Origin of the sequence: Bradyrhizobium sp. YR681 (assembly GCF_000282615.1) — a bacterium.
Lineage (GTDB): Bacteria > Pseudomonadota > Alphaproteobacteria > Rhizobiales > Xanthobacteraceae > Bradyrhizobium.
The window spans coordinates 1-11,660 of the sequence record NZ_AKIY01000274.1; the positions used below are offsets into that span (position 1 = coordinate 1).

General features: G+C 64.9%; 11 protein-coding genes and 1 riboswitch. Of the genes, 4 read left to right on the forward strand and 7 right to left on the reverse strand.

The window, feature by feature from the left end:
* Positions 1–128: 128 nt before the first annotated feature.
* Entirely contained in the window at positions 129–530 is a 402-nt protein-coding gene (locus PMI42_RS30095; RefSeq protein ID WP_008141594.1) for an SRPBCC family protein, read from the forward strand.
* A gap of 128 nt (positions 531–658) precedes the next feature.
* Positions 659–1,126: a hypothetical protein gene (locus PMI42_RS30100; protein ID WP_008141596.1), complete on the forward strand. Its 468-nt coding sequence runs from the start codon at positions 659–661 to the stop codon at positions 1,124–1,126.
* A gap of 110 nt (positions 1,127–1,236) precedes the next feature.
* Here the strand turns inward: PMI42_RS30100 and PMI42_RS30105 are convergent, their stop codons facing one another.
* From PMI42_RS30105 to PMI42_RS30120, 4 genes are all read right to left on the reverse strand, one after another.
* Positions 1,237–1,947, reverse strand: coding sequence for a hypothetical protein (locus PMI42_RS30105; protein ID WP_008141597.1), 711 nt, complete (start codon positions 1,945–1,947; stop codon positions 1,237–1,239).
* A gap of 144 nt (positions 1,948–2,091) precedes the next feature.
* On the reverse strand, positions 2,092–3,537 hold the full coding sequence (locus tag PMI42_RS30110) for an MATE family efflux transporter (RefSeq protein ID WP_008141599.1): 1,446 nt from the start codon (positions 3,535–3,537) through the stop codon (positions 2,092–2,094).
* A gap of 166 nt (positions 3,538–3,703) precedes the next feature.
* On the reverse strand, positions 3,704–4,756 hold the full coding sequence (locus PMI42_RS30115; RefSeq protein WP_008141601.1) for a hypothetical protein: 1,053 nt from the start codon (positions 4,754–4,756) through the stop codon (positions 3,704–3,706).
* Between the two features lie 146 nt (positions 4,757–4,902).
* On the reverse strand, positions 4,903–6,039 hold the full coding sequence (locus PMI42_RS30120) for a 2'-deoxycytidine 5'-triphosphate deaminase (protein WP_008141603.1): 1,137 nt from the start codon (positions 6,037–6,039) through the stop codon (positions 4,903–4,905).
* A gap of 80 nt (positions 6,040–6,119) precedes the next feature.
* Positions 6,120–6,199: riboswitch (SAM riboswitch) on the forward strand.
* Positions 6,200–6,267: 68 nt separating this feature from the next.
* Here PMI42_RS30120 and PMI42_RS30125 point away from each other — a divergent pair.
* Positions 6,268–7,464, forward strand: a complete 1,197-nt coding sequence (locus PMI42_RS30125; protein WP_008141606.1) for an O-succinylhomoserine sulfhydrylase — start codon at positions 6,268–6,270, stop codon at positions 7,462–7,464.
* Positions 7,465–7,588: 124 nt separating this feature from the next.
* On the opposite strand, the gene PMI42_RS30130 is transcribed toward PMI42_RS30125, so the two are convergent.
* The 3 genes from PMI42_RS30130 to PMI42_RS30140 are packed head-to-tail and all read right to left on the reverse strand — an operon-like array spanning position 7,589 to position 10,647.
* Positions 7,589–8,581, reverse strand: coding sequence for an SGNH/GDSL hydrolase family protein (locus PMI42_RS30130; RefSeq protein WP_008141608.1), 993 nt, complete (start codon positions 8,579–8,581; stop codon positions 7,589–7,591).
* A gap of 12 nt (positions 8,582–8,593) precedes the next feature.
* Entirely contained in the window at positions 8,594–9,376 is a 783-nt protein-coding gene (locus PMI42_RS30135; RefSeq protein ID WP_008141609.1) for an SGNH/GDSL hydrolase family protein, read from the reverse strand.
* Positions 9,376–10,647, reverse strand: a complete 1,272-nt coding sequence (locus tag PMI42_RS30140; RefSeq protein ID WP_008141610.1) for an OpgC domain-containing protein — start codon at positions 10,645–10,647, stop codon at positions 9,376–9,378. Before PMI42_RS30140 ends, PMI42_RS30135 begins: the two co-directional genes overlap by 1 nt.
* A 195-nt stretch (positions 10,648–10,842) precedes the next feature.
* Here PMI42_RS30140 and apaG point away from each other — a divergent pair, with 195 nt between their 5' ends.
* Positions 10,843–11,235, forward strand: coding sequence for a Co2+/Mg2+ efflux facilitator ApaG/CorD (gene apaG / locus PMI42_RS30145; RefSeq protein ID WP_008141611.1), 393 nt, complete (start codon positions 10,843–10,845; stop codon positions 11,233–11,235).
* The last annotated feature ends 425 nt before the right edge of the window (positions 11,236–11,660 follow it).

Here is an 11,660-nt window from a genome sequence, read left to right on the forward strand (position 1 = left end):
GTCATTGCGAGGAGCCCTTGCGACGAAGCAATCCAGACTGCCTCCGCGGAAACATCTCTGGATTGCTTCGCTTCGCTCGCAATGACGGTGTTTGTGGCGACGACCTTTCTCAATCAAGGACACCTTTCATGGCCTCCATCCACAACGACATTTCCCTCCCCGCCCCCGCCCGCGACGTCTGGGACGCCGTGCGCGATTTCGGCGCACTGCCGCAGCGGCTGGCGCCGGGCTTCGTCACCGCCTGCACGCTCGACGGCGATGCGCGCATCGTCACCTTCGCCAACGGTTCGGTGGCGCGCGAGGTGCTGGTCGATTGCGACGATGCGCGGCAACGCCTCGTCTATGCGATCGCCAACGAGCGGCTGAAGCATTATAGCGCCTCGGTGCAGGTGATCGCCGAGGGCGATGCGAAGTGCCGCCTCGTCTGGATCATCGACCTGCTGCCGAACGAGCTTGCGTCTTACGTCCAGGCGCAGACCCGGGACGCGGTGATCGCGATCCACAAGGCGTTTCCGCCCGCCGCAGCCTAGCGAGGGGCCACGCACTGCGGCTCTGTGATTTTTCTCACAGAGCCCGCTCCTCCCCGGCCGTAACCATGGCGGCGTGCGTCCGGTTGGCTCCGCTCTCCCGGCGAAGCCACGCACGCGAGGAGCATGCCATGAGAGGTGCGGACAAGGTGATCTGCCAGGCAGCCGCCGTGCTGCTGCTGTTTTCGGTCGCGAGCACGCCGGCAAAGGCGCAGTTCCTCGGCGGCGGAGGCGCCGGCGGCGAGGACATGATGACCCAGATGGCGCCGATGCTGGAGATGATGAAGGCGAAGATGGGCAAGCGCCGCTTCGCCATGCTGATGCAGACCATGGGCCCGATGATGAGCCGCATGATGGAGAACGGCGGCGGAGGGCTTGGTGGTGGTCTTGGCGGCATGATGGGCGGCGGCTTCGGCGCACCCAATTACGGCGGTTACGCGCCGATGGGCGGAGGCGGCTATATGCCGACCGGCGGCGGCGACGTCATGGGTATGCTCGGCGGTTCAGGCGGCGGCGACATGATGGCGATGATCCCGCAATTGATGCGGCTCGCCAATGTCGGCGGCGGTGGCGGCCATCGCCGCCATAAGCATCGCTAGGGCGGACGGGCATATCGTCGCCGCGTGGCAAGCCCGGCAACGCGGCAACCACCCTTCGCGGGGGCTCGAAGGATGGTTGCACCTGACCGGCGGATGGAGCAGCGCCGGTATCAGATCCGATCGTTGATGAAGACACCGGACAGCGAGGGGTCGCGCGGATTCGTCGCGTCGCTGGATTGCGTCGCGCTGTAGGTTGGATCCGTGAGCGAATCCTTCAGTGACTGAAGGAATTGCTCGAGCAGGTCCGTCGCCGACGCGCCGCTCGACGAACTGTCCGTGGCGGTGGTGGTCAAGGATGAATCGCTTGCACTCGCCGTGTCGCTCGATGCCGTCGTGCTGGACGAAGTCGAATCCGTGAGCAGGCCCTTCAGCGAATCCAGGAATTGCTGAAGCATGTCCACCACCGAATTGCCGCTCGACGAACTGTCCGCGGTGCTCGCCGGGGGAGGTCCGCCGGGCGGCGGTCCGCCTGCTCCACCCGGGCCACCTGCCCCACCCGGTCCCTGCGCGAACGCCGCCTTGAAGATGCCTTGCAACTCGGTGGCCTGCTGGTCGGTCAGCTTGCCGTCCGAAACTTCCTTCTGGATGAGATCGTCGATCCTGGATTTGAAAGCGTCAGTCGATGATCCGCTGCCGCTGGATTGATCGCTCGTACTGCCTGATTGCAGGGCGGAGTCGATGTCGCTGAGCGCGGCCGACAGCGCCGACTGATCGGACGAATCGATCGTGCCGGAACTGACTTCCGTTTGCAGCTCATCCTGTAGCCGCTGCAACGGCGATGCGTGATGGTGGTGGGAGGAGAGCGCCGAAATCGAGGTCATGCTGCCTTTCCGTGCTTCTGGTGAACTCGCGGCGAAATTGTTCCCAGGAGCTGGCGCGAAGCCTTCGGCAAGGGCAGCCGTGGTTACCCGGTGTTGCCAGCCAATTGATGGAAATATCCTGAAACAAAAATCCGGCGGGCGCGCCTAATCCGCCGCGGCCGACAGAGCCGGCCGGATCGACGGCTTGCTCTCGCGCGGTCCCCAACGCGTCAGCACCACGCTGGAGCAAGAGAGCAGGCCGAGCACGACCATCGAGCTTGCGGCCAGCCAGAAAAAGCCCTGCGCGGTGGCCTCATGCGTCGACAGCCACCAGCCGACGCCTGCGATGTAGATCAGCCGGGCGGTCTGCGCCAGCACCGGGCCGATCACCTTGGCCGCGCCTTGCGAGGAGAAGTACATCGTCGAGGCAAGCCCGATGAAGGCGTAGAACGGTGCCACCGTCGACAGATATTGATGGCTGGTGGCGCGCACCGTCGCGCTGTCCGTAAAAATGTTGACCCAGAGGTCGGGGAAGGTCGCGACGAGGCACGCCGGTGTGCCGACGGCAACGAAGGCGCTTGCGCCCGCGATCCAGGCGATGCGCCGGGCGCGCGCGATACGGCCGGCGCCGATCGCCATGCCGACCATCGGCACCGAGGCGATGCCGAACGAGAACGCGATCGAGGTCAGCAGGAATTCGAGCCGCGCGCCGATGCCGTAACCCGCGAGGATTGCGGTGCCGAACTTGGCCAGCATGTGGGTGAAGATCGAGATCGTCAGCACCGATTGCAGCGGCGAGAAGCAGGCGATCGCGCCCACTCTCAGGATGTCGAAAAACATCGCCCATTGAATGCGCAGGCCACGCAGCTTCGGCACGACCCGGGCGCGGCCGGAGAACAGGTACCAGCCCATCACGCTGATGTTCATGGAATAGGCGATCAGCGCACCGGCAGCGACGCCGCGCATGCCGAGCTGCGGCATGGGCCCGAGCCCCAGGCCCAGCGTGCCGCCGAGCACGATCTGCCAGACCGCGGAGTTGAGGATCAACAGCGACGGCAGCTTCATGTTGCCGGTGCCGCGCAGCACGCCCGCCATGGTGTTGAGCAGCCAGGGCAGCACGGCACCGCCGAAAAACACCTGGGTGTAGGCGATCGCATGCGTCAGCACATCGCCGCGGCCGCCGAGCATCTCGAGCACTTTTGGCCCGAAGATCAGCATGCCCAGCATGAACACGAGGCCGAAGGTGATGCCGATCAGCAGCGCATGCATGGCGAGTGTGCCGGCGCGCTCGCGGTCGCCGGCGCCGAGTGCGCGTGCGATGGCGGAGGCCACCGCGCCGCCCATGGCGCCGCCGGACATCGTCATGGTCAGGATCACCGTTGGGAACACCAGCGCCATCGCGGCCAGCGCCTCGACGCCAAGCCGGCCGATATAGGAGGTCTCCGCGATCACCACGCAGGTGCCGGCGGACAGCGCAACGACGTTGGGCCAGGCGAGGGAGAGCAGCGTGCGCAGGATCGGCCCGTCCGTCAGCGCGCTTCGCACCGGACGCGGGGGCGGCGGCAGCGGACGCTCTTGTTCATCGACCGGGATTTCGGCGATGTCGGACATGTCCTCTCCCGGACGGAAGCGCCATTTGCAGCGCAGCAATCACTTGGTGTGGCAAAGCATTTGTGCGCGCGAGGCGCGCGGTGAGAGCTTGTTAGCACGGCAATTGCCGATTCCTCCTGCGCCGCGCGCAGGCGTGCCCTGCGGCAGCGCATTTCAGTGGGTGGAATTAGATGATCGTCCACACCAGCGGCAGATGGCCGCCCGCCGGCAGGTGCAGATGCACGCCGATGTGCCGGCCGCATCCGGCAGCGAGCCCCTCGAACAAGCCTTCCAGCACCTTGGCGCAGGCGCGATGATAGTCAGCGACATCGTCCATCAGCTTCCAGCTCTGCTGGCGGAGTTCGAATGCGCCTTCGGACTGCGTCGTCTCGACAACGTCATCCTGCTCAGCAAACAGCGCGCTCAGGAACGATGCGAATTCGCTCGCGCCGCCGCGGCTCATCGCCAGCGCCGCCGCGGCCTCGTCGAAATATTGCATCCCGATCAGCTTGCCGGTGAGATGCAGGAGGTAGCTGGCATCTTCCGGGCCGAACAGCTGCACCATCACGGGCGCGGCGGTGCGGACATATTCCATCGCATAGTTGCGATAGGCTTTTTCCAGCCGCGGCTTTGGCCAGCTGGCAACGGGCAAGGCCGGCGCACTCTTCGCGTCGAACAGCGGGGCTTCCAGGTGACGCGCGAACACCAGGCGCTGATCCAGCTCCAGCGGATGGTCGTATTGATGGTAGTAGCCTTCGAGTCCGTCCTGGCCGTCGACGCTCTGCTTGGTGCAGACGAAGCCGAGCCTGATATCGCCGAGCGCGACGCCGTTGTTGGCGTGCCAGCCGCGCAGCATCGCGCGGCTCACCTCGCCCGGCACGCCGCAGATCGCGGTGCCCTTCCAGATCCAGCGCGGCGGCGGATAGCGGATCCAGGCCTTGCGGTCGCTCTCATACATGTATTCGACATGCACGCCGCCGATCCAGTTGGAGAGATAGTGATATTGCGCAGCCGCCACCGCCGGCGGCAGATGGCTGAGGCCGAGCTTCTTGAGTCCCGGCAGGAATCGTTCCTGCTGCTGGCGGCGGAAGACGCGGAAGACGAACTCGGCGGCATCGGCCGTACCGCGCCGCGTGACGACGGTGAGGATGAGTCCGGTGAAGTAGGCGTGATAGAGGTCGGCGACCGCGCGCCACCGCTTCCATTGCGTGTCCTGCGCTGTTTCAGCTGCGGCGGTCATGTTCGCTCCCGGCTTGTTGTTTTGCGGGAGTGTGTCATCGGCCGTGGGGAGGCGCAACCGGAGGCGATCAGAGGTAGCCCGCATGAGCGGAGCGATATGCGGGGACACTGTTCCCGGATATCGCTTCGCTCATCCGGGCTACGGAATTACACCCGAAAATGCTTGCTCAGCTTCAACCCCTGCGCCTGATAATTCGAGCCGATGCGCTGGCCGTACATGGCGTCGGGGCGCGCCAGCATCTTCTCGTAGACGAGGCGGCCGACGATCTGGCCGTGCTCGAGGATGAACGGCACTTCGCGCGAGCGCACCTCCAGCACCGCGCGCGATCCCAGCCCGCCGGCGCCGGCATAGCCGAAGCCGGGATCGAAGAATCCGGCATAGTGCACGCGGAATTCGCCAACCAGCGGATCGAACGGCACCATCTCCGCGGCGTAATCGGGCGGCACCTGCACGGCCTCTTTCGAAGCGAGGATGTAGAACTCGCCGGGATCGAGGATCAGGCTGCCGTCGGGACGCGCCGACATCGGCTCCCAGAAATCTTCGACTGCATAGCCCGAGCGACGATCGACATCGACGACGCCGGTGTGGCGCTTGGCGCGGTAGCCGACGAAGCCGCTCGCCTTCTCGCCGGACAGATCGACGGAGACGGCGACACCGCCGGACAGATCGGCATCGTCGATGTCGACGAGGCGCTCGGCGGCATGCAGGCCATCGAGCTCGTCGGCATTGAGGATGGCGTCGCCGGTGCGGAAGCGCACCTGCGACAGGCGCGAGCCCTCGCGCACCAGCACGGGAAACGTCTTCGGGCTGATCTCGGCATAGAGCGGGCCGTGATAGCCGGCACCGATCATGTCGAAGCGGCGGGTGCCGTCGGCGATCACGCGGGTGAAGACGTCGAGCCGGCCGGTCGAGCTCTTGGGGTTCGCAGCGGCGACGATCTCCGGCGGCAGCGCCAGGCTTTCGAGCAGCGGCACGATGTAGACGCAATTGGTCTCCAGCACCGCGCCGTCGGCGAGGCTGAACTCGTGCAGCTTCAACTCGTCGATGCGCTCGGCGACGGTGGCGCCGGGACCGGGCAGGAAGCTGGCGCGGACGCGATAGGCGATGTCGCCGAGGCGCAGGTCGAGGCTGGCCGGCTGGATCTGGCTTTCCACGAAGTCATAGGCGGGCAGGATGAGCCCCGCCTCCGCCATCGCCGCGATCATGCGGTCGGGCAGGATACCATTGGCGTCGGCGGCGATCGTGAAGCTCAACCGGGGGTCCTCGTCAGGGGTCAAACGCATCCGGACATGCGGGAAATACTAGCCTTTTACGGCTATCCGATGGACGCCTTGACGGAAAGGCCATTGCGGAATATGAGCATCACTTATCCCGTGGTGATTTGAGCCGGCCGGCTTGCAGCCACGTTAAATAAGTCGCTAAACAGGCCGGGGACCTCTGTGATCCCGGCCCGTGGTTTTATCCAGGCCGGTTTTTTTGTGACCATTTTCGATGGTCACGCAGGAGGTCCTATGTCGAAGTCCCCGGCGTCCACCGCCCACTACCGTCCCGAAACCCGCCTGGTCCATTCCGGCACCCTGCGCTCGCAATATGGCGAGACGTCGGAGGCGCTGTTTTTGACGCAAGGCTACGTCTACAACAGCGCCGAGGAGTGCGAGGCGCGGTTCAAGGGCGAGGACCCCGGCTTCATCTATTCGCGCTATTCCAACCCGACCATCTCGATGTTCGAGCGCCGCATGATCGAGCTCGAAGGCGCCGAGGCCGCCCGCTCGGCCGCGACCGGCATGGCCGCGGTGACGACCGCGATCCTCGCGCCGCTCAAGGCCGGCGATCACGTCGTTGCCTCCCGCGCCCTGTTCGGGTCGTGCCTCTACGTCATTCAGGACCTGCTGCCGCGCTACGGCATCGAGACCACGCTGATCGACGGCGCCAATCTCGATGAGTGGCAGCGTGCGCGGAGGCCCAACACCAAGACGTTCTTCCTGGAGAGCCCGACCAACCCGACGCTCGACGTGCTCGACATTCCCGGCATTGCCGAGATCGCGCACAGCGGCGGCGCGCGGCTCGTCGTCGACAACGTGTTCGCCACCCCGATCTGGCAGAGCCCGCTCGCGCTCGGCGCCGACGTCGTGGTCTATTCCGCGACCAAGCACATCGACGGCCAGGGCCGGTGTCTGGGCGGCATCATCCTGTCCTCGGAAGCCTTCATCGCCGAGCACCTGCACAACTTCATGCGCCAGACCGGCCCGTCGATCTCGCCGTTCAACGCCTGGGTTTTGCTCAAGGGCCTCGAGACGCTCGGCGTGCGCGTGCGCGCGCAGACCGAGACGGCGGGACGGATCGCCGACGTATTGGCGGACCATCCCAAGATTTCGCGGCTGGTCTATCCCGGCCGCGCCGATCATCCGCAGGCGGCGCTGGTGAAGAAGCAGATGCGCGGCGGCTCGACGCTGGTCGGCTTCGAGGTCAAGGGCGGCAAGCAGGGGGCGTTCCGCGTGCTCAACGAGCTCAAGCTTGCGAAGATCTCGAACAATCTCGGCGACGCAAAGAGTCTCGTCACGCATCCGGCGACCACGACGCATCAGCGCCTGAAGCCGGAGGATCGCGCCGCGCTCGGCATCAGCGAGGGATTCATCCGCTTCTCGGCCGGGCTCGAGCATGCGGACGATCTGATCGAGGATCTGACGGCGGCGCTGGAGAAGGCGTGAGGCGAGCCAAGGGCTCGGTCTCGTAGGGTGGGCAAAGCGAAGCGTGCCCACGTCTTCTTCATTCGTAACACTGAGCAATGGTGGGCACGGCGCTTTGCGCCTTTGCCCACCCTACGGCACCGAACTACATCGGCCGATACGCGCGCACGTCGCCGGGCACATTCACGCCCAGCTTGATCTGGCCGACCGAGCGGATGATGTCGTCGCCGAGCAGCTGCGCGAAGCAGGCGTAGCCCCAATCGTTCATGTGCAGGCCGTCGGCGATGACGAAGCTTTCGACCGGGATCGATTGGTTCTCGTGCCAGTCGCGCATCACCTCGAAGCGCGGGAAGATGCCGACGCGGCGGAGCTCGGCGACCTTGCCGAGCAGTTTTATCATCTTGCCGGCGCTCTCCTTGCGCTGATTGACGGCCGGCGAATATTGCGGGTCGACCAGCACGATGTCGGCGCCGCCGGCGGCCTGGATGCGCGAGATGCCGTCCTCGACCAGCTTTGCAGTGTCGCCGGGATCGAGATTGCGCAGCACGGCATTGGTGCCGACCTGCCAGATCACCATGTCCGGATGAACGTCGATCACCTCCTTCTGGAGGCGCTTCATCATCTCGGGCGCGTCCTCGCCGCCGACGCCGGCATTGACGACGGTGATGTCGGCGGTCGGATATTGCCGGCGCAGCTGCGCGGCGAGACGGTTCGGATAGTTGAAATCGGGCGAGCTCGCACCATAGCCGGCGGTCGACGACGAGCCGAACGCGACGATCACGACGGGCTTGCCGGCAACCAGCTTGTTCGCGACATGCGGCAGCGAGCCCATCGTCTTCGAGCCGCCCTTTGGCGCGAGACAGGGCACGCGGCTGAAAATATCGCCGGCGGATTTTGCGACCTGCTTCACCTTGTCGATCGCGCGCGAGGTGATACCGCGCTGCTCGGTGGAGGGGTGCGTCGCGGCGACGGTGGTCTGGGAGGCCGGTGCGGAATTAGCGGATTGCGTCGGCGCGGGCGTCGCCTGCGCGGCCTGTGCCTGCGCGCGCGACTGCGATGCCGGCGACAGCAACAGCAGCGCCGCCATTGCGGGCACGGCCAACCATGCCGTCAGGCAAAAAGGGCGGAGAGAACTCATTAACGCTAGACCTCAATTTTGCTGCTGGGCCGGCCCCACATGGGCGGCGTCAATCACAAACTGTGCCAACGCCCGGCCAAGGCAATCATGAACCTGTTTCGCCAGCTCGGGCCCGCGGGACGGGCTGAACAGGTCGAACTGACCCTGATCATTCCACTGCCGCATGATCGCGAAACGGTCGAACAGCGGGACGTCATGCTCCTGCGCCACCACGCGCATATTATCGAGATAAGGCGGCACCGAGATCATGGTCTCGGTACGCGGGCTGTACTGCAAATTCATCAACACGACGTCAGCCCCTGCATTTTGCAGCGCGGCAACCCCTTCGGTCACTGCGCCGCGAAAATCGTCGGGATCGATGGCTCGGATAGCATCCACCGTCCCGGTCTGCCAGATAACCAAAGTAGGCCTTTTTGCTTCCATCAGCTTAACGAAGGTCGCAGCCGCCTCCTCGGCCGTCTTCTTGCTCTGTATTTCTACGGAGACGTGCACGGCCTCCGACGGCGGCAGCTTGTCCTTCAAAATGGCCTGCATGCGAGCCGGATAGGAGGCGTCCTCGGAGGACGGAATCGTGGTCGAGCGGCTGCCGACGACGAGGATTTCCAGCGGTTTGCCCGATTTGATGGCCTCGGCGACCTTGGGAAGCTGGCTTTCGCTGGAGAGCAGATAGGCCGGCAATTCGCAGGCCGGAGGCGCGGCCGGGGCCGCAGCAGGCGCAGCATCGCCCGCGCGCGCCGCAGGCGCGGCGAGGCTACCGCATAGCAGGACCAGGCTCAGGAGAACCTTCGCCTTCATCAGCCCCCTCCCGCCAGATCGGCGTTGCCGACGGCGTTTTTGATTTTCGCACCGCTCTTGTCAGCTACGCGCTTGTACCACGAAATCACCCAGGCCACGCCCCACATGATCAGGATTCCGGAGAGACTAATCACCGCATGCATGACCGCGCCGCCGGAGACCTCGGCCAGGATGAAATGGCCGGCGAAGGCGAGGAAGACGCCGAGGCAGAATATTTCAAGGGAATGCGAGCCGCACAGGATCAGCGGCCGCAGCCAGGGCGATTTCAGGCCAGGCCAGTCGCGCGGCAGGAAGCGCACGGTGAGCGCGGCCAACGCCAGGAAATGCGTGAAGCGCAGCACGTCGAGGTCGGTCTTGTCGATCGGATACATCCACTGCTCGAGCCGCTTCGGCATCAGATGGGACAGTTGCGGCACGTACCAGGTCAGCGTCACGTAGAACGCCGCCCCGATATAGGCGATCGAGATCCACATCGTCACCGGTGATGCCAGAATACGCGACATGCGCCGTGCACCTCCGAGCGCACACCATGCACCGAAGACGAAAAGCAATTGCCAGGCCAGCGGATTGAACGCCCAGAAGCCGTTCGGATAGGCGGAGAAATAGAGGTCGTATTCCCAGGTCACCGCGTAGAGCACGGCGGACAGAGCCAGCGTGAGGTCGGGCTTCCACTTCATCGACCAGAGGATCAGGGGCAGCGCCAGCATCAGGACGATATAGAGCGGCAGCACGTCCATGTTGACGGGACGGAAGCGCAGCAGCAGCGCCTGCACGATGGTGACGTCGGGCTGCTTGAGGAAATCCATGATGCCCATCTCTTCGGTGTAGAGCGGGTTCTCGAAGCTGGTCGCCACATAGGAGATCTCGGCGAGGAAGATCGTGAACAGGAAGACGTGGGCGACATAGATCTGCCAGACCCGGCGCATGATGCGCGCGGTGGCGATGACGACGCCGCTCTCCAGCATCGCGCGGCCGTAGACGAAGGCCGCGGTGTAGCCGGAGATGAAGATGAAGATTTCGGTGGCGTCGCTGAAGCCGTAATTGCGGATCGTGAACCAGGTCAGCAGACTCGGCGGCAGATGGTCGATGAAGATCAGCCACAGCGCCAGCCCACGGAACAGGTCGAGCCGCAGCTCGCGCTCGCCGATGGCGGGCAGCGAGATCGCCGGCGCGGCCGCACGCGGCTTCGCCTCCAAAGGCCTGGCCTCCGCAGGCTTGGCACCTGCGGTTCCCGCGATTGGCGTTCCCGTCACTTGGTCGGCAATGGTCATCGGGGCCTAAAAACCCTTCCGCAAATCGCGCCGTTGATGAGGAGTGTACCGATCCGGGCGGCCCCTCGCAAAGCGGCCGGATCACATATGGGTGTCTTCCCCGGGTGTACTTCTCCGCGAATTCTGGCGGGACGATGTCGCTAAAACGGCCTGCGACGTTTGGTTCCCGGCCGGGTTTTCGTTATGATGGCAGCCATGTACCGCGCCGTGACCCGCCAGATCGAAGTAACCGTCGAGCCGAACTTTGTTCCGGAGCAGTCCTCGGCCGACCGTTCCCGCTATTTCTGGTCCTACACCATCGTCATCACCAATTCCGGCGAGGAGACCGTGCAGCTCAAGACGCGGCACTGGATCATCACCGACGCCACCGGCCGCCAGCAGGAGGTCAAGGGCGAGGGCGTGGTCGGCGAGCAGCCGACCCTGGCTCCGGGCGAACGCTTCGAATACACCTCCGGCGTCCCGCTCACGACCGCCTCCGGCTTCATGACCGGCCGCTACCAGATGGTCAGCGAAAGCGGCGAGCGCTTCGAGATCGACGTACCGACGTTCTCGCTGGACAGCCCGGATAACAAGCGGGTGTTGAATTAGACGAAGGTCGTGGCGCGCGTTTGTGGCTTGCGCATCCCGCAACCTCGTCATTGCGAGGAGCCCTTGCGACGAAGCAATCCAGAATCCCTCCGTGGAAAGATTCTGGATTGCTTCGCTGCGCTCGCAATGACGGAGCAAGGTGCGGTATCGCCATTCTCCATTAGCATTTGAATCGCAGACACGCCTTCGCAGCCTCGCGGCGCGTTTCGCCCGAGCTTTGCTTCATCTCTCCACCCTCGAAGCCAAGAGGGCGCAGGGAAGGCCGGGTGCCAGCTCGCACCCGCGGTCTGCTGCGCGAAAGTGTAGCGCAAAGAGACCGCACAACAGCATACAGGTGGCGCCAATCACTCGGCCCTCCCTGCGCGATGGTCGGACGGCTTATGCCGTGCTCTCCCGGGAGCCGAACTTTCCTTCTGGCCTCCCTC

Excerpts from the sequence above, each read along its gene's own strand:
- apaG (WP_008141611.1), top strand. The coding sequence starts at position 10,843 with ATGTACCGCGCCGTGACCCGCCAGATCGAAGTAACCGTCGAGCCGAAC.
- PMI42_RS30095 (WP_008141594.1), top strand. The coding sequence starts at position 129 with ATGGCCTCCATCCACAACGACATTTCCCTCCCCGCCCCCGCCCGCGAC.
- PMI42_RS30115 (WP_008141601.1), bottom strand. The coding sequence starts at position 4,756 with ATGACCGCCGCAGCTGAAACAGCGCAGGACACGCAATGGAAGCGGTGG.
- PMI42_RS30130 (WP_008141608.1), bottom strand. The coding sequence starts at position 8,581 with ATGAGTTCTCTCCGCCCTTTTTGCCTGACGGCATGGTTGGCCGTGCCC.
- PMI42_RS30140 (WP_008141610.1), bottom strand. The coding sequence starts at position 10,647 with ATGACCATTGCCGACCAAGTGACGGGAACGCCAATCGCGGGAACCGCA.
- PMI42_RS30105 (WP_008141597.1), bottom strand. The coding sequence starts at position 1,947 with ATGACCTCGATTTCGGCGCTCTCCTCCCACCACCATCACGCATCGCCG.
- PMI42_RS30120 (WP_008141603.1), bottom strand. The coding sequence starts at position 6,039 with ATGCGTTTGACCCCTGACGAGGACCCCCGGTTGAGCTTCACGATCGCC.
- PMI42_RS30110 (WP_008141599.1), bottom strand. The coding sequence starts at position 3,537 with ATGTCCGACATCGCCGAAATCCCGGTCGATGAACAAGAGCGTCCGCTG.
- PMI42_RS30100 (WP_008141596.1), top strand. The coding sequence starts at position 659 with ATGAGAGGTGCGGACAAGGTGATCTGCCAGGCAGCCGCCGTGCTGCTG.
- PMI42_RS30125 (WP_008141606.1), top strand. The coding sequence starts at position 6,268 with ATGTCGAAGTCCCCGGCGTCCACCGCCCACTACCGTCCCGAAACCCGC.
- PMI42_RS30135 (WP_008141609.1), bottom strand. The coding sequence starts at position 9,376 with ATGAAGGCGAAGGTTCTCCTGAGCCTGGTCCTGCTATGCGGTAGCCTC.